Annotated in this window: 14 protein-coding genes; 6 read left to right on the top strand and 8 right to left on the bottom strand. The window is 72.2% G+C overall.

Translation table 11 applies throughout. The features are described from left to right. Nucleotides 1–38: 38 nt before the first annotated feature. Nucleotides 39–1,172 (bottom strand): acyl-CoA dehydrogenase family protein, encoded by a 1,134-nt coding sequence (locus ACKI2N_RS28390; protein WP_420995291.1) that lies wholly within the window; start codon nt 1,170–1,172, stop codon nt 39–41. A gap of 227 nt (nt 1,173–1,399) precedes the next feature. On the opposite strand from ACKI2N_RS28390, the gene ACKI2N_RS28385 reads away from it, so the two are divergent. Then, nucleotides 1,400–2,479 carry an AraC family transcriptional regulator gene (locus ACKI2N_RS28385; protein WP_420995292.1) on the top strand — a complete coding sequence of 360 codons (1,080 nt, stop codon included), beginning with the start codon at nt 1,400–1,402 and terminating at the stop codon, nt 2,477–2,479. Here ACKI2N_RS28385 and ACKI2N_RS28380 read toward each other — a convergent pair. From ACKI2N_RS28380 to ACKI2N_RS28350, 7 genes are all read right to left on the bottom strand, one after another. Beyond that, nucleotides 2,476–3,669, bottom strand: a complete 1,194-nt coding sequence (locus ACKI2N_RS28380; RefSeq protein ID WP_420995293.1) for a GGDEF domain-containing protein — start codon at nt 3,667–3,669, stop codon at nt 2,476–2,478. The two genes, ACKI2N_RS28385 and ACKI2N_RS28380, sit on opposite strands and share 4 nt — an antisense overlap. A 170-nt stretch (nt 3,670–3,839) precedes the next feature. Further along, nucleotides 3,840–5,279: an FAD/NAD(P)-binding protein gene (locus ACKI2N_RS28375; RefSeq protein ID WP_420995294.1), complete on the bottom strand. Its 1,440-nt coding sequence runs from the start codon at nt 5,277–5,279 to the stop codon at nt 3,840–3,842. A gap of 7 nt (nt 5,280–5,286) precedes the next feature. Beyond that, on the bottom strand, nt 5,287–6,561 hold the full coding sequence (locus ACKI2N_RS28370) for an acyl-CoA dehydrogenase family protein (RefSeq protein WP_420995295.1): 1,275 nt from the start codon (nt 6,559–6,561) through the stop codon (nt 5,287–5,289). A 106-nt stretch (nt 6,562–6,667) separates the two neighbouring features. Next, nucleotides 6,668–7,579, bottom strand: coding sequence for an ABC transporter substrate-binding protein (locus ACKI2N_RS28365; protein ID WP_420995296.1), 912 nt, complete (start codon nt 7,577–7,579; stop codon nt 6,668–6,670). A gap of 42 nt (nt 7,580–7,621) precedes the next feature. Next, the gene (locus ACKI2N_RS28360; protein WP_420995297.1) at nt 7,622–8,425 is read right to left on the bottom strand and encodes an ABC transporter ATP-binding protein; all 804 of its coding nucleotides are present in this window, start codon (nt 8,423–8,425) and stop codon (nt 7,622–7,624) included. After that, nucleotides 8,419–9,453: an ABC transporter permease gene (locus ACKI2N_RS28355; protein ID WP_420995298.1), complete on the bottom strand. Its 1,035-nt coding sequence runs from the start codon at nt 9,451–9,453 to the stop codon at nt 8,419–8,421. The genes ACKI2N_RS28360 and ACKI2N_RS28355 overlap by 7 nt, the downstream gene beginning before the upstream one ends. After that, entirely contained in the window at nt 9,434–10,492 is a 1,059-nt protein-coding gene (locus tag ACKI2N_RS28350) for an ABC transporter substrate-binding protein (RefSeq protein WP_420995299.1), read from the bottom strand. Before ACKI2N_RS28350 ends, ACKI2N_RS28355 begins: the two co-directional genes overlap by 20 nt. A gap of 254 nt (nt 10,493–10,746) precedes the next feature. Between ACKI2N_RS28350 and ACKI2N_RS28345 the strand changes: the two genes are divergently transcribed. The 5 genes from ACKI2N_RS28345 to ACKI2N_RS28325 all read left to right on the top strand — a co-directional run bounded on the left by ACKI2N_RS28345 (nt 10,747) and on the right by ACKI2N_RS28325 (nt 17,319). Next, complete coding sequence (locus tag ACKI2N_RS28345; protein WP_420995300.1) at nt 10,747–11,745, top strand: GlxA family transcriptional regulator; 999 nt, start codon at nt 10,747–10,749, stop codon at nt 11,743–11,745. Between the two features lie 308 nt (nt 11,746–12,053). Then, nucleotides 12,054–14,039 (top strand): TonB-dependent receptor plug domain-containing protein, encoded by a 1,986-nt coding sequence (locus ACKI2N_RS28340; RefSeq protein ID WP_420995301.1) that lies wholly within the window; start codon nt 12,054–12,056, stop codon nt 14,037–14,039. A 77-nt stretch (nt 14,040–14,116) separates the two neighbouring features. Next, entirely contained in the window at nt 14,117–15,403 is a 1,287-nt protein-coding gene (locus ACKI2N_RS28335) for an HmuY family protein (protein WP_420995302.1), read from the top strand. A gap of 16 nt (nt 15,404–15,419) precedes the next feature. Beyond that, nucleotides 15,420–16,460 carry a hemin-degrading factor gene (locus ACKI2N_RS28330; protein ID WP_420995303.1) on the top strand — a complete coding sequence of 347 codons (1,041 nt, stop codon included), beginning with the start codon at nt 15,420–15,422 and terminating at the stop codon, nt 16,458–16,460. Between the two features lie 19 nt (nt 16,461–16,479). Next, nucleotides 16,480–17,319: a heme/hemin ABC transporter substrate-binding protein gene (locus tag ACKI2N_RS28325; RefSeq protein ID WP_420995304.1), complete on the top strand. Its 840-nt coding sequence runs from the start codon at nt 16,480–16,482 to the stop codon at nt 17,317–17,319. The last annotated feature ends 31 nt before the right edge of the window (nt 17,320–17,350 follow it).

The raw sequence follows: 17,350 nt of genomic DNA, 5'->3' as shown, positions 1-17,350 counted from the left end.
TCCGTCGGTTCTGGTTCCGGGTTTGGATACTGCGCGGCTCAAAGGCTGCGCGCGATCAGCATGCGCTGGATCTCGCTGGTGCCTTCGTAGATCTGGGTGATGCGCGCGTCGCGGTAATGGCGCTCGACCGGGTAGTCCTCCAGGTAGCCGTAGCCGCCGTGGATCTGCAGCGCCTTGGAGCACACGCGCTCGGCCAGCTCGGAGGCATAGAGCTTGGCCTGCGAGGCTTCCGACAGGCAGGGCTGGCCGGCCGTGCGCATATGCGCGGCGCGGTGCACCAGCAGGCGCGCGGCGTTCAGCTCGGTGGCCATGTCGGCCAGCATGTTGGCGATGGGCGGATGCTCGCGCAGCGCGCGGCCGAACTGCACGCGCTCGCCGGCGTAGCGGCAGGCGGCCTCGAAGGCCGAGCGCGCGATGCCCAGCGCCTGCGCGGCGATGCCGATGCGCCCGCCCTCCAGGTTGGACAGCGCGATGCGCAGGCCCTCGCCGGGCTCGCCGAGCAGGGCGTCGTGCGGCACGCGGCAGCCTTCCAGCGTGATGGCGCAGGTGTCGGAGGCGCGGATGCCGAGCTTGCGCTCGGGCGCGTGCACGATGAAGCCGGGCGTATCGGTGGGCACCACGAAGGCCGACAGGCCGCGCTTGCCCTGCGCCGGCTCGGTGACGGCGAACACGATGGCCACGCCGGCGCGCTGGCCGTTGGTGACGAACTGCTTGCTGCCGTCGAGCACCCAGCCGTCTTCGGCCGCGCGCGCGCGGGTGCGCAGGTTGTGCGCCTCGGAGCCGGCCTGCGGCTCGGTCAGGCAGAACGCGCCGATGACCTCGCCGGCGGCCAGCGCGGGCAGGTAGCGCGCCTTCTGCGCCTGGCTGCCGTAGTGCAGGATCGGCCCGCAGCCCACCGAGTTGTGCACGCTCATCAGCGTGGCGCAGGCCGCGCAGCCGGCGGCGATCTCCTCGATGGCCAGTGCGTAGGCCACGTAATCGGTATAGGTGCCGCCCCATTCCTCCGGCACGATCATGCCGAGCAGGCCGAGCGCGCCCATCTCCGCCACCACCTCGGGCGGCAACCGGCCGGCGCGGTCCCAGGCCGCCGCGTGCGGCGCCAGGCGCTCGCCGGCGAAGGCGCGCGCGGTGTCGCGGATCATGGCTTGCTGTTCGGTGAATTCGTGTTGCATGGCGGATCGCGGTGGGTGTGGCGTGGCGCCGGCGGCGGGAAGGGGCATGCCGGCAGGAGGCGTTGGCAGCAGTGTAGGAAGACGGCCGCGGCGGCGGTATGCCAGAATCCGCCAGATTTGCTGAACTCGTTTGCCAGTCCCTTCGGCTGGTCCTTCGAACTGGTCCTTTGAACTGGCCCTTCGACTATCCCTTTGACCGGCCCTTTGCCGGTCCACGACTTCTGTCCATGGAAAAACACAGCGTCGCCATCTGCTTCGTCCATCACGCCATCGCCGGGCTGCGCGCGCGCGGCATCGCCCCGGAGCCGGTGCTGCAGGCCGCCGGCATCGCGCCGGCGCTGCTGGCGGTGCCGCAGGCGCGCGTGTCGGCGGCCAGCTACAGCGTGTTGTGGATGGAGGTGGCGGCCGCGCTCGACGACGAATTCTTCGGCCAGGACTCGCGCCGCATGAAGCGTGGCAGCTTCGCCATGCTGTGCCACGCGGTGGCGGGCAGCAAGACGCTGGCGCAGGGGCTGGAGCGGGTGGCGCGCTATTTCGGCCTGCTGCTCGACGATATCGGCGTGCGGCTGGCGCGCGAGGGCGAGGCGCCGGGCACGGACCTGGCCGCGCCGGCCGGGCGCGGGCACGAGCGCGCGGCGCTGGTGCTGACGGCCCCCTCGGCGCGGCCGCCGGGCGTGTTCGCGCAGGAGACCATGCTGATCATGCTGCATGGCCTGATGAGCTGGCTGCTGCGCCGCCGCGTGCCGGTGCTGCTGGCCGCCTTCAGCTACGCCGAGCCGCCCTATGCGGCCGAATACCGCCGCATGTACTCGCGCCACCTGGCCTTCGGCCAGCCCGCCACGGCGCTGGTGTTCGACGCGCGCTGGCTGGACCAGCCGGTGCACCAGGACGAGCGCAGCATCAAGGCCTTCCTGCGCGAGGCGCCGCACAACGTGGTGGTCAAGTACACCGACCGCGCCAGCGTCATGGCGCGCGTGCGGCGCCAGTTGCGGACCCAGCCGCCGGAGCGCTGGCCCACCTTCGAGCGGCTCGCGCAGGGGCTGCACATGTCGGCGTCGTCGCTGCGGCGGCGGCTGATGGAAGAAGGCGGGACATACCAGCAGCTCAAGGACGAGATGCGGCGCGACCTCGCCATCGAGGCGCTCAGCCATTCCAGCCGCTCGCTGGCGGAGATCGCGGCCGGGCTCGGGTTTGCCGAGCCGGGCGCCTTCCACCGCGCGTTCCGGCGCTGGACCGGGCTGCGGCCCGGCGCCTACCGGGCCACCAGCGCGGCCAATGTCGCCAGCGTCGCCGGCGGGGCCGCCTAGTTTCCGATGCGCGCCGGCGCCGGCTGCCGGGCCGCCGTGTGCGGCAGCATGCGGTTGCGCCCGGACAGCTTGGCCATGTAGAGCGCGGCGTCGGCGCGCGCGGTGAGCTGCGCCAGGGTTTCGCCGGGCTGCCACGCGGCATAGCCGCCGCTCACGGTATAGCGCACCGTGGCGGGCTGGCCGCCGGCGTGGCCGATGCGGCTGGCCTCGGCCCGCGCGCGGATGCGCTCGGCGGCATGGCGCGCATCGTCCTGCGAGCTGCCGGGCAGCAGCACCACGAACTCCTCGCCGCCCATGCGGCCGATATGGTCGGTGGCGCGCAGCGCCGCCATGGCCAGCCGCGCGAACGCGGCCAGCACGGCATCGCCGGTGGCATGGCCGAAGGTGTCGTTGACCGCCTTGAAGTGGTCGATGTCGACGATCAGCAGCACCGGCGCGCGGCCGCCGCGCGCTGCGCGCGCCAGCTCGCGCGCGGCGATGTCCTCGAAGGCCTTGCGCGACAGCACGCCGGTCAGGAAGTCGGTGTTGGCGATGGCTTCCAGCCGGCGCACCATGGCGTCGTGGATCATCAGCACCGCGCCCATCGTCAGCGCCGGGCTGGCGATCGCGCCCAGCACCAGGAAGATCGCGTTGAGCCCGGGCGACACCATCGTGGCGGGGTCGTCCATCACCGACAGGGCCGACAGGGTGCCGCGCAGTACGTGCGCCGCGGCCAGGAAGAAGGCGAAGCCGGCGGTGGCCAGGTGATGGCTGGCGGCGTGCGTGCGCGGCCGCCAGCGCACCAGCGCCACGCCGGTGGCGGCGCAGAACCATGCATGGAAGGCCGAGACGATCGCCACGCGCGTGTTGAAGTCGGGGAAGGCATAGCGCCAGGTCACGATGCCGGCCACCACCGCCAGCGTGCAGGCGGCCAGCAGCCGCCACGGCGGCGCGCGCCCGCAGAAGCGCAGCGCGCCGGCATGGAACAGCGCCAGCGCCCACGCCAGCGCGCCGTTGGCCACCACGATGCTGAGCACGTCGGGGAGGATGCCGCGCAGCGTAAACAGCATCAGCGCGGCCATGGCGGTCAGGTTGCTGTACAGCCACAGCGTGACCCCCGGCAGGCCGCAGCGGCGCAGCGACCAGACGATGCCCAGCATCATGACGCTGAGCAGCGTCGTGACGGCCAGCAGGGCGATCGGGTCGGTCATCGGCGGGGGGCCTCCGGGTGGCGTGGGCAGGCCGGCCGCGGGCGCGGCGGGCGGGCGAAGCCACGGAGAATACCGCAAGCGGGGCGCCGCATTTCACCTACGCAGGTGGGGTGTCCCGCGGCCCGCGCCCCGGCTACGGGCGGCAGCCCCGGGCGCCGGGGCGCGGGCGGCTAGGCTGCCTGCGCTTCAGTCTGCGTTGCCAGCGCCAGCTCCTGCGCCAGCCGCGCCGCCAGCGCGGCGGCCTGGTTGCGCACGTCGATGATGGTGCCGGACTCCCACAGCGCGCCGCGCAGGGGCGCGCCCAGGGCGCTCAGGCCGGGCACGGCGCGCCCGCCGCGGTCGAACACGGTGCCGCGCGCGTCGCCGTCCACGCCGGAGCCGGCCGCGGCGGGGCGCACGATGCCGCGCGCCAGCAGGTTGCGCACCAGCGGCCGTTCGCTGCCGGCGTGCCAGCCGTATTCCGCGCCGGTGCAGTTGACCAGGGCATCGACCGCGGGCACCGCCGGCAGCGCGCGCGACAGGCGCAGCGCCAGCCGGCCGCCGGCGTCTTCCACGCCGGTCACCCGCGCCGCATGGACCTGCAGCCGGCCCTGCGCGCGCACCGCCGCCAGCACGGCATGCGTGGGCGCCGCCGCGCGGTGCAGCAGGTTGTCCCAGAACGGGCGCGCGTGGCGCAGGAAGCGCTGGCGCTCCGGCACGCTGGCGGCGGCCCACAGCGGGCCGACGTGCTCGCGCAGCGCGGGCGGCACGCTCTGCCAGTCAAGCCCCCGCGCGTCCAGCGCGCGGCACTGGGCGCGCACGCGGCGCACCACGTCGCGCGCGGTGGGCCTGGCCAGCGCCGCCGGGCCGGCGGCGGCGAGGAAGTCATCGCACGGGCCCGCGCCGTGGCGCGGCCACGGCAGCAGCGCGCGCCGCGAGAAGGCATGGTAGGTGCCGCCGAAGCCGAGCCGCTCCAGCGTGGCCACCACGTCGAGCATGGTCAGGCTGGTGCCGGCCAGGGCGACGGCGCGCGCGCCGGCCAGCGCGGCCAGCGCCGCGGGCTGCCACGGATCGGGCACGTAGCGGCCGTCGGCCTCCAGCGCCGGGTCCCGCGCCAGCGCCGGGCGCGCCGGCTGCACGCCGGTGGCCAGCACGATATGGTCGGCATCCCACGCGCGGCCGTCGGCGCCATGCACGCGGTGGGGCACGCCGATGGCCAGGTCGGCGATTTCCGTGCGGATGTGCTCCAGCGTGGCGCGCCCGGCGGCGCCGGCCAGCGCGCGCGCCAGCGTGTCCTGCAGGTAGTCGCCGTAGACGCTGCGCGGCGCGAAGGTCTCGTCGGCGTCCGCGGCGGCGGCGTGGCCGCGCCGTACCAGCCAGCGCGAGAAATCCTCGGGCGCTTCCGGGAACAGGCTGAAGTTGAGCGCGGGGCCGTTCAGGTAGTGGGCGGGGTCCGGCGTGCCGTAGGCCAGGCCGCGCCCCACCTCGGCGCGCGGCTCGAACAGCTGGATGGCCAGCGGGGCGCGGGTGTCGCGCAGCAAGCGGATGGCGGTCAGGGTGCCGGCCATGCCGCCGCCGACGATGGCGATGCGGAACGGCCCGGCATCGGGTCCAGGGCGGAATCGGATCATGGCGGCCTCAGGCGGCGGCGGGGGCCTGGGCGGCGGCCCGCAAGGCCTGCGCGCCGGCGCCCGCCAGGATGGCGTCGTTCTGCGGAGTGTGGATGCGGCTGCACAGCACGTTGCGGTAGTGGCGCTCGAGCGGATTGCCGCGCGACAGCGCCGGGTTGCCGGCCAGCTTGAGCGCCAGTTCCACCGCGGCGATGGCGTTGTCGGTGACGTTGAGCTTGAGCAGGTTGCTGTCGGTGACGCCGGCCGGCGCGCCGGCGTCGGCGTCGGCGCTGAAGCGGTCCAGCAGCACGCGGTTGGCCAGCAGCCAGGCGTCGATGCGGCCGACCGCTTCCTGGAAGCGCGGCAGCGTGGCCAGCGGCGCGCCCAGGCTGCCCGGCGCGCGCAGGTTGAGCCAGCCGGCGAACCAGTCGCGCGCGGCGCGGGCCACCGCGTCGTAGAGCGTGCCGAGCAGGGTGGAGGTCCAGGCGGCCCAGGCCGGGTCCACGCGGTCGGCCCAGGCCGCGGGCGGACGCAGGTCCACGGCGTGGTCGGCCGGCAGCGGGGTGTTGTCGAAGATCACCTCGTGGCTGGCGGTGGCGCGCATGCCGAGATGGTCCCAGGTGGGCAGCACGGTGATGCCGGGCGCGTCGCGCGGCACCAGGAACACGCCAGTGCGCGGGCTGGCCTCGTCGGTGCGGCCCCAGACCGCCAGCCAGCCCAGCGCGGGAATGCCGGTGGCGTAGATCTTGTGGCCGGACAGGACCCAGCCGTCGCCGTGCCGGCGCGCCACCGTGCCCGGCAGGCCGCCGCGCGCGGGCGAGCCCAGCTCGGGCTCCACGCGCAGCGAGTTGATCAGCGCGCCGCGCTCCACCGCGCTGCGCTGCACGGCCTCGCGCACGGCCTGCGGCCATTGCGTGTCGTTGGCGAGGTTGCGGTGGCCGAGCGTCTGCATGACCAGCACCAGCGCCGTGGACGGATCGCCGGTGGCCACGTGGTGGATCACGCGGCGCGACTCGGCCAGCCCGGCGCCGGCGCCGCCGAGCGCGCGCGGCACGGTGAGCGCGAGCAGGCCGAGCTGGTGCAGCTCGGCGATGTTCTCGTGGGCGAAGCTGGCGTCGCGGTCGTGCGCGGCGGCGCGCGCGGCAAAGCGGGCGGACAGCGCACGCAAGGTGTCGTCGGTGGGCAGGGCGCGCGGCGCGCTGGCGGCCGCATCCGCCGCGGCGGATGCGGGGGCGAAGCCGCTGGCGCGATGCCACTCGGAGATCCGCTGGCGGCTGCTGGCGCCGCCCGATGGCAAACTCATTGTTGCTCCTGTGTTGCGTTGTGCTGCATGTGTGTGGTGCGGGCGTTGCCGCCGGCGCGGCCCGGTCGGTTCGTGTTGGCCCGGGTGGATCGGTTGGTTCAGGGGGCTAGTGGCAGATCAGGCCGCTTTCCACCAGCATCATGTTGAAGGCCGCGTCGCCGGCGGCGGCGTCGCGCCAGCGTGCCAGCAGGCCGTCGCGCCGGCGGCCCGCCAGCCATTGTTCGAGGAAGCGGGCGGACTGCGCGTCGGCCTGGCGCAGCGCAAGCAGCGGCCCCGCGCCGTCCACCAGCAGCGGCGCCGCCGCGAAGAAGCGCCATTCGGGCAGGCGCATGACGCGCGCGGCCAGCGCGGCGTCTTCCGCCACCGCCGCGCAGTCGCCGCGGCGGAAGGCCAGCAATGCCTGCAGCGCGGACGGGTAGCGGCGCAGCGTGGCGCCGGCGCGGGCCAGCGCGGCCTGGTAGGGGCTGTCCTGGCTGACGCAGGCGGTCTTGCCGGCCAGCATGGCCAGTCGGTCCACGGGCGTGAAGCGCAGCGTCAGCAGCGTGCCGGGCGGGATGGCGGGCGCACGGGCGAAGGCCGCGCGCGGCTGCGTGGCGGCGGGGCCGCCAAAAGACAGATCGGTGCCCGGCGGCAGCGTGCCGCGGCCGTCCGCCGGCTGGGGCAGGTGGCGCAGCCTGACCGGCACGCCGAGCGCGCGGCCGAGTTCGGCGGCCAGCGCGGCCTCGGCCGGATCGGGTTCCGGCACCAGCGGCCGGCCCGGCGGCGTGGCGCGCGGATACGCATGCACGCCGACCACCAGCTCGCCGCGGGCCTGGGCCTGCCGCAGCAGCGGGCCGGGCGCCGGCTGGCCGCGCCACGGCAGGCCTGCCAGCAGCCACCACAGCACGATGGCGAGGACGAGAGCAAAGCTGGCGGGCCGCAGCGCGGCGCTGCCCGGGCGCGGCGCCGCGGCGCGGCCCGGCAGCACGTCGGCGCCCAGCCACCAGGCCCCGTGCAGATGCCAGAGCTCATCCGGCATGGCGGCTCCGCGCGCTTGCCGGCGGCGGTGTCATGCGCGTGGCTACCATCCTTCGCCCAGGCCCAGCAGGCCGAGGATCTCGCGGCGCAGCCGGATCAGCTCGGGGTCGTCGCGGTGGCGCGGATAGGCGCGGTCGATCTTCAGTTCCGCGGTGATGCGCGCGGGGCGCTCGCTGAACACGATCACGCGCGTGGCCAGCAGCAGCGCTTCTTCCACGTCGTGCGTGACCAGCAGCGCGGTGAAGCCGGCGCGCTGCCACAGCGAGACCAGCTCGCCCTGCATGCTCAGGCGCGTGAGCGAATCGAGCTTGCCGAGCGGCTCGTCGAGGATCAGCAGGCGCGGCTCGTTGACCAGCGCGCGCGCCAGCGCGGCGCGCTGCGCCATGCCGCCGGAAAGCTGGCGCGGGTAGGCGCGCGCGAAGTCGCTCAGGCCCACGCGCGCCAGCGCGTCGTCCACGCGCTGGCGCTGGGTGGAAAGCAGGCCGCGCGCTTCCAGCCCGAGCGCGGCGTTGTCCCACACGGTGCGCCACGGGTACAGCGTGGGGTCCTGGAACACCACCACGCGGCTCGGGTCGGGGCCGGTGATGGGCACGCCGTCCACGGCCAGCGTGCCGCGCCGCGGCGGCTCCAGCCCGGCCACCAGCCGCAGCAGCGTGGACTTGCCGCAGCCGCTGGGGCCGAGCAGGGCCACGAACTCGCCCGGCTCGGCGTTCAGGCTGACGCGGTTGAGCACCGGCAGCACCTGGTCGCGCAGGCTGAAATGATGGCTGACCTGGTCGATGGTCAGGCGCACGCCATTGCTGGCGGCGGCCTGTTCCGCGACGATGGCGGGGGCGGCGCTTACCATTTGACGACTCCTTTCTGCCACGCCAGCAGGCGGTCGCGCGAGCGGAACAGCAGCGTGATGAGGCCCGAGAACAGGATGGCCATGACCAGCAGCGCGCCATACATGCTCGCGTAGGCGGCCCAGCCCTGCGCCCACTGCAGGTACCAGCCCAGGCCGGACTTGACGCCCAGCATCTCGGCCACCACCAGCACCGAGAACGAGGCGCCCAGGCCCATGAACAGGCCGACGAACACGCTCGGCAGCGCGGCCGGCACGGCCACCTTGAGGACCAGGAAGCGCTCCCTGGCGCCAAGCGTGCGGGCCACGTCGTAATAGGCCGGGTCCACCGCCGCCACGCCGGACCACGTCAGCACCGTGACCGGGAACCACGTGGCCAGCGCCACCAGGAAGGTGGCCGCGCTGGCGCTGCTGGGAAAGGCGAAGAACACGATCGGCAGCCAGGCCGTGGCCGGCAGCGGCCCGAGCAGGCGCAGCACCGGGTGGACCCAGTAGCCGGCGCGGCTGGACCAGCCGATCGCCACGCCGGTCAGGAAGCCCGCCAGCGCGCCGAGCAGGTAGCCGGTGGCCAGCAGGCGCAGCGAATGCGCCACGGCGTCGGCCAGCTTGGCGTAGTCGTCCAGGAAGACTTCCAGCAGCGCCTGCGGCGGCGCGAAGAACGGCCGCGGCAGCAGGCCGAGCTTGGCGGTCACCACCTCCCACACCAGCGTCAGCGCCGCCAGCACCACCAGCCACGGCCCGGAGCGGCGCAGCGCGGCGCCGGCGCGGCCCAGGCGGTGCTGCACGAAGGCCAGCACCAGCAGCAGCCCGGCGAACGTGGCGAACAATTGCGCGGTTTCCTGCGTCAGCGGCCAGTCCTCGGCCTCCGGCCAGAACTTCACGGTGGCGGCCACCGCTAGCCAGCCGGCCGCGGCCAGCGCGCCGCCCAGCCACACGCGCGGCACGGCCGGCGCGGGCAGCGCGAGGAAGTCGTCGTGGGTGTCGTGGGCGCCGGGCGCGCCGTGCTGCCCGTCAGCTGAGTACGTTGGCATAGATGCGGTCCGCGAACTTGGTGGAATCGGTACCGGGACGGATCACCGACACCAGCTTGAGCTCGTCCGTGTACTGCGCCAGCTCCTTCTTCAGGTCGCCGCCGGTGGGGTGGTGGCCGTGGGTGTGGCTCTTGAGCATGGCCACCACGTCGGCCTGCGGCACCTTGGCGAACTCGGCGAAGTGGCGGGCGGTTTCCTCGGGATGCGCCACGGTCCATTCCTGCGCCTGCAGCACCGAATGCGTGAGCGCGGCCGCGGTGGCCTTGTCCTCGCGGATCAGGCTGCCGCGGATGCCGAGCACGCAGCACGCGCGGTTGGCGTATTCGTCGGACAGGTTGGTGGCCACCTCGACCAGGCTGCGCTCCTTGCGCAGCAGGTAGGTGCGCGGATCGCCGTCGGCGGCGGCCTGGGCCTCGCCTTTTTCCAGCGCGATGCCGAGCAGGTCGGCCGGATACTGGCGCCATTCCACGTCGCGTACCGGGTCGATGCCGCGCTTGGCCAGCAGGATGGAGAAGAAATTCTTGGCCGGGCTGGCCATGTCGCTGACCGCCACGGTCTTGCCCTTGAGGCTCTTGAGGTCGGTCACGCCGGAGTTGCGCGTGGTCAGCAGGCGCATGCAGCCGCCGTGGGTGGCGGCCGTGAGCTTGACGTCGAAGCCCTGCTCGAGCGGCTTGAGCCAGCGCAGCGCCATGCCCACGCCGGCATCGGCCTTGCGCGTGGCGATGGCTTCGAGCAACTGGTCGGTGGAGCCGCCGAAGTTGATCAGCTCGACGTCCAGGCCGTGGTTGCGGAAGATGTCTTCCTTGATCGCGGCCGCCACCGGCGCGAAGCACACCGAACTGGCGTTCCAGGCCAGCTTGATCGGCTTGAGCTGCCCGGCGGCGCGGGCGCGCGGCGCCCACACGAAGGGCGCCACGCCACCGGCCACGGCCAGCGTGCCGGCGGCCTTGAGCCAGCCGCGGCGGCTCAGGGTGCCGGTGGCGCGCGGCGTATCGGCGGGATGATGGATGGCGGACGGCTGCTCTGGCTCGTGATGCATGACGCTCCTCGGTTGGGCTGCCCGCCGGCGTGGCCGCCGCGGGCGCGGAATGGGGACGGATGGATGGCCGGACTTGGACGGCATGCACCATGCTAAGAAAGGGTTCACCGCAACAGAACGAATTTGTTGGCGCAAGCTTGCACGCGCAGCGCTTTAGGCGGTGGGCGCATAACCTTCATAGCCCGGTGCGCGCCGGCGCAGGTGCCGGCGCAGGTGCCGAGTTAAGATCGGCGCTTTCATTGCGGACCAGGCCGATGCAAGCGCAGCCGAACACCGCCCCGCGGCGGGTGGATATCGTGGTGTACCCGGGATTCAAGGCGATGGAGGCGGTCGGCCCCATGACGGTGTTCGACTACGCCAACGTGCGGCTGGCCCAGCGCGGCCAGCCGCCGGCCTACGCCACGCGCGTGGTGGCGCTGGAGGCCGGCCCGGTGCGCTCGGACACGCTGATGACGCTGGAGGCCACGGCCCGGCTCGATACCGTGCTGCTGCCGGACATCGCGCTGATCGTGGGCGCGCGCGACATCGAGCGCGCCATGGGCGAGGCGCACGGCATCGTGCCGTGGGCGCGCGCGGTGGCGCCGCGCATCGGCCGGCTGATCGCGCTGTGCTCGGGCACCTTCTTCCTGGCCGCGGCGGGCCTGCTCGACGGGCGCCGCGCCACCACGCACTGGAGCGTGGCCGCGCTGCTGCGCCAGCGCTTCCCGGCGGTGGAGGTGGATGCCGACGCGATCTTCATCCGCCAGGGCAACCTGTGGACCTCGGCCGGCGTGACGGCCGGCATCGACCTGGCGCTGGCGGTGGTGGAAGAAGACCTCGGCCGCGAGCTGGCGCTGGACCTGGCGCGCGAACTGGTGGTCTATCTCAAGCGCCCGGGCGGGCAGTCGCAATACAGCCTGCACCTGGCCAGCCAGGCCACCAGCCACGCCGGCATCCGCGGGCTGCAGGACTGGATCCTGTCCGACCTCGCGCGCGACTTCACGCTGGCCGAAATGGCGGCGCGCGTGGCCATGAGCGAGCGCAATTTCCGGCGCGTGTTCGCGAAGGAGACGGGCGCCAGTCCGATGGCCTTCATCGAGTCGGCCCGCATCGAAGGCGCGCGCCGCCTGCTGGAGCAGGGCGACCTGCCGCTCAAGGCGATCGCCGCGCGTACCGGCTTCGGCTCGGACGAAGGGCTGCGGCGCGCGTTCCTGCGGCAGATGGGCATCACGCCGCGCGACTACCGCGAGCGCTTCGGCCCGGGCCGGCGCTAGGCGGGCCACGCCCGCGGGCCGGCCAGGGACGGCCCCGGCCACTTTCTCGCTACCGCACACGCCGCGCACCCCGGCGGCGGGGCCGGCGCCAGCCCGCAGCGGCGCGCCGGCCGCGCGCCGCTGCCCTCATCTGTTCGGCGCGGTTCCGCCATACCGCACGCCCGGGGCGACCGCGCCCGGGTTTCCTCCTCCACCCTGAGCGCCGGCGATCTCCATTAAGTAATCTTAACGGAAGATGCAGACGAGAATCATTATCATTAGGCATCCATTTGCATCAGCCGGGTTTCTCGCCGCCGGTTCCGCCTCCCATGCGTCTGAAATACCTTGCCGTCGTTGCCGGCACCCTGCTTTCCGCCACGCCGCAGGCCCGGGCCCAACAGGCCGCGCCTGACGACCCCCTGCCGACGGTCGTCGTCACCGGCACCCGAAGCGAGAAGACGCTGGACGAGACGCCGATCCGCACGGAGGTGGTGACTCACCAGGAAATCGAACGCACCCATGCGCGCACGCTCAAGGATGCGCTGGAGAACGTGCCCGGCCTGCAATTGCGCGAGATCCACGGCAAGTCGGGCTATGAAGTCACCCTCCAGGGCATGACCAGCGAGCAGGTGCTGATCCTGATCGACGGATTGCCGATCACCGCCAGCACCGGCTCGACGGTCGATGTCTCGCAATACCTGCTCACCGAGGTCGACCATGTCGAAGTGGTCAAGGGCGCCAGCTCGGCCCAGTACGGCAGCTCGGCGATGGGCGGTGTCATCAACGTGATCACGCGGCCGGTCGCCAAGGGCTTCTCGGGCGCGGTCGCGGCCGATACCGGCACCTACGGCGGCCAGAACGCCGACGGCTCGCCGGGGCTGCTGCATGGCAATGTCCGGGTCGAAGGCGGCACGGAGCAATTCCGGGCACGGGTCAGTGCGGACGCGCTCGACAACAAGGGCTATGCCGTCGATGCGGACGGCTGGACGCGCCACGGCGACAAGGTGCGCCGCGAGCAGTATGCGGGCCGGCTCGAATGGCTCCCCAGCAGGGCGGGCAAGTTCTGGTTCGACGCCAGTGCCTACCGGGAGACGGACGAGCAGCGTTACCAGTACTACGCGCCGCCGAACTACGTGCCGCAGCGCAAGACCGAGGACATCGACCGCAACCGCTACACCTATGGCGGGCAATGGGGCTTCGACAACGGCGTGCGCGCCCGGCTGGCCGGCGTGCACGAGACCTACGACAGCACCTCGCGCGAATACTCGAACGGCTTCCAGACCTCCACGCGCAATTCCGCGCAGCAGACCGACCATGTCTCGGCCCAGTTCGACATGCCGGCGTGGTACCGGCAGCTCTGGCAGTTCGGCGGCGACTTCCACCGCGAAACGCTGAACCAGAGCGTCAACGGTGCGTCGGAGCTGGCCGGCGCCGGCAGCGCCGAGCGCAGCGCGGGCGAGCTCTACGTGCAGAACGACATCCTGTTCAACGACACCTGGGAAATGGTCGTCGGGCTGCGGGGCCAGCATGACTCCGACTTCGGCAGCCACTTCGCGCCGAAGGTGGGCCTGCGCGCCAACCTGCTCTCCAACGACACCTGGAAGGGCGTGCTGCGCGCCAACTATGGCCAGGGCTACCGCGTGCCGAATCTCAAGGAACGCCACTACCTGTTCGACCATAGCTCGCTGGGCTACATCGTGCTGGGCAATCCGGACCTGAAGCCGGAGTCGTCGAACAGCTTCCAGTTCGGCGGCCAGCTCACCTGGCGCGAGCGCGTGACGCTCGATGCCAACCTGTTCTACAACCGCGTCACGGACCTGATCCAGACCGACATGACCAACTTCTCGATGGTCAACGGCATCGCGGTCTATACGTACCGGAACGTGGCGCGCGCCAAGACGCAGGGCGCCGAGACGTCGCTGCGCTGGCGCGCCACGGACCAGCTCAACCTGACGGCGGCCTACACGTTTACCGACACCGAAGACCTCAACACCGGCTCCGAGCTGACCCGCCGGCCCCGCCACATGGCCCGCGTGGGCGCCGACTGGCGCATCTTGCCGTCCACCGAGCTGTCGACCCGCGCCCGCTTCCAGAGCAGCGAGCTGACCGATTCCGCCACCGGCGCCCGCTCGCCGGGCTGGGGCACGCTCGATCTCGTGCTGAACCAGAAGATCGGCCGCGGCGTCACCGCGTTCGTCGGCGTCAACAACCTCTTCGATCGTCAACGCGATTTCGCGAATGCCAGTGACTTCGGGCCCGTGGCGGGGCGCTTTATCTACCTGGGCGCGCGGTTCAACGTGGACCTCGCCCGCTAACAAGAAACCAAAGGGGAAGCCTCATCATGATGAATGACACTCTCTCACTGTATCGCCGCCCGCTTGGCGCACTCGGCGTGGTCGCTCTCGCACTGGCGCTGGCCGCATGCGGCGGCGGCGACGACGGCGGCACGACCACCGGCGGCACCGGTGGCACGGGCGGCAACGGCACCCCGGGCGGCGGCACGACTACCCCGCCCGCCGCGACCACGGCCTTCACGCAGTCGGCCGAATGGACGTTCGCGCTGCCGGCGGCCGGCGCTTCGCTGTGCTACGACTTCAATGCCAAGGCACAGGCAGCCTGCACCGGCACCGCATGGGACCTGAAGGTCAAGACCGACACCGGCGGGCGCACCGCCACGCTGTGGACGAACAGCGGCACCACCGACACCGGCAACGGCGGCGCCTTCGGCAGCCCCTTCGACCATACCTGGACCGCGCTGTCGGCCTGGAAGAACGCGACCGTCGACCCGGTCAACGGCGCGTTGCCCGACGCGGTATTCCTCAAGGATTCGGCCAGTGGCGTGTTCTCGGGCACCAACGACATCGGCTCGGCCGTGTTCGAGTACGGCGTGACCGGCGCGGCCACCGACCACTCGCTGTATCCCACCTTCCGCACGTTCGTGATCACCACGAACAGCGCGCTGCCCGATACCACCGGCACCGTGGCGGCGCCCGTGTTCGCGCTGCAGATCACCGGTTACTACGGCGGCCCGGGCGGCACCACGTCCGGCTATCCGAGCTTCCGCTTCGTCGATCGCAGCAACCCGGGCACGGTGTACACGGCGTCGGTCAACGCCTCGGCCGACTGGGTCTACTACGATCTGGTCAACCGCGCGGAAACCACCGCCACGGGCACCTGGCACATCGCGTTCAACCGCTACAACGTCAAGCTCAACGGCGGCGAGTCGGGTACCGGCACGGTGGCCGGCTTCCTGGGCAAGACGCCCGCGGGGTTCTATGACGCGTCGAACAAGCCGGTGGCGTCCGCGTTCACCAGCGTCAACAACGTGACCACCACGCTGGCGGACCTGACCGCCGCGGACATGAGCCTGCCCGCCACGGCCGCCCAGTGGAAGAAGGATGCGACGGCATCGGTGCTGAATCCCACCTACACTGGCACGTACCCGAACCCGCTGAACTACGGCTGGTACTCGTACTTCCCGACTGCCGCGGCAGCCGCGGCGAATGGCCTGCCGGCGGTGGCCCACCTGATCAGCGCCAATGCGGATGCGGGCGGCCTGATTCGCGGCGGCGAGGGTGCCACGTATGCGCGCTTCCACCTGACCAAGATCGTCTACGCCGATCCGAACTCGAACAGCAGCCAGCAGACCTGGACGATCAACTTCGACGTCCAGCCCTGAACCATCCCGGATCTGCATGGAAATGGAACAACAAAGCAATGACGCGCTGCGCCAGCGGCATCAGGAACTGGTCGAAGCCCACCCAAAACTGCGTATCCGGGACCGCGCGCAGCGCCTTGGCGTGAGCGAGGCCGAGCTCGTCGCGGCGGGGTGCGGCGTGGCCGTGCGGCAACTCGGGGGCACGGCGCAGCAGTTGTTCCGTGACCTTGGCATGCTCGGGCCGGTGATGGCATTGTCGCGCAACGACCGTGCCGTCCATGAGCGCCACGGCCAGTACCAGGGCATCGAAGCCGAGGGGCCCGTGGGCATCGTGCTCGGGCCCGACATCGACCTGCGCATGTTCTTCGGCAGTTGGCGGTACTTCTACGCCGTGACGGAGAACGGCCGCGACAGCGTGCAGTTCTTCGACAAGGCGGGCGAGGCGGTGCACAAGGTCTACCGGACCGACGCCACCGACGCCGCGGCATGGCAGGCGTACGTCGACCGGCACGCCGTGGACACGGTGGCGCCGGTCGTGGTCGAGCCCGTCGCGGCGGTTGCCGAGGCCGACGCGCCTGCCGATGCCGCGGCACTGCGCGACCACTGGCGCAGTCTGCGGGACACGCATGACTTTTTCGCCATGCTGCGGCAGTTCAGCGTGTCGCGCCTCGGCGCGCTGCGCGCCGCCGGCGAAGATCTGGCGCAACGGGTGGACGATGCGGCCGTCGAAACCGTGCTCGGCCGCGCCGCCGGATCCGCGCTGCCGATCATGTGTTTCGTCGCCAACCGGGGGATCGTGCAGATCCACACCGGGCCGGTGCGGAAACTGGTGCGCACCGGTCCGTGGTTCAACGTGCTCGATGACAACTTCAACCTGCACCTGAACACCGATGCCGTGGCGTCGAGCTGGGTCGTCAACAAGCCCACCGTCGATGGCTGGGTGACGTCCCTGGAACTGTACGGTGCCGGCGGCGAACTCATCGTGCAGTTCTTCGGCGAGCGCAAGCCCGGCAAGCCGGAGCTGGGCGCCTGGCGAGCGCTGCTGCAGTCGCTGTGCCCGGTCGCGCTGGCGGTCTGACGGCATGCCGGAGTCAACGATGAAACTGCTGCGCTCTGCGCTGTTGTCCCTGCTGTGCGCGGCAGGTATCGCCCAGGCCGCTCCGCCTGCCCGCGTGGTCGGGCTGGGTGGCGCCGTCACCGAAATCGTCTATGCGCTGGACGCCGACAAGGCGCTGGTCGGTGCCGATGCGTCCAGCATCTATCCCGCCGCGGCGGCGAAGCTGCCAAAGGTGGGTTACTACCGCACGGTTTCGGTGGAAGGGCTCGCCAGCCTGAAGCCGGACCTCGTGCTGGCTTCCGACCAGGCGGGTCCGCCCCAGGCGCTGGACCAGATCCGCAAGCTCGGCGTCAAGGTCGTGATGCTGCCGTCCGCGCCGACCGTCGAGGCGCTCGACCAGCGCATCCAGGGCGTGGCCGCGGCGCTGGAAATACCCGAGCGCGGGCGTGCCCTGGTCAGCCGGCTGCACGCCGAGCTGCGCGACATTCGCCCCGTCAGCCCGCCGGCGCGCGTGCTGATCGTCAGCAGCCATACCGGGAAAATGCAGGCGGTGGGCAACGACACCGCCGGCCATGCGATGCTCAGGCTCGCGGGCGCCACCAACGTGCTGGCCGACCAGAGCGGGTTCAAGCCGTTCTCGGCCGAAGCCGCGGCCGCGTTGAAGCCGGACGTGATCGTCACGACCACGATGTCGGTGAGCGCCAGCGGCGGCGCCGATGCTTTCCTGGCGCAGGCGGGCCTCAATGCGACGCCGGCGGCCAGGAACCGGCGCCTCGTCGTCATGGATGACCTGTTGCTGCTCGGCTTCGGTCCCCGCTTGCCCGAAGCGCTGCGGCTGTTGCAGGCCGGACTGACCGCCGGGCAGCCGGCGGCCCGCTGATGCGCGTTCACCGAGCGGCCGTCTTCACCGC

Origin of the sequence: Cupriavidus sp. 30B13 (assembly GCF_049059565.2) — a bacterium.
In the GTDB taxonomy this organism is placed as follows: domain Bacteria; phylum Pseudomonadota; class Gammaproteobacteria; order Burkholderiales; family Burkholderiaceae; genus Cupriavidus.
This window is presented reverse-complemented; position numbering and strand designations above follow the sequence as displayed.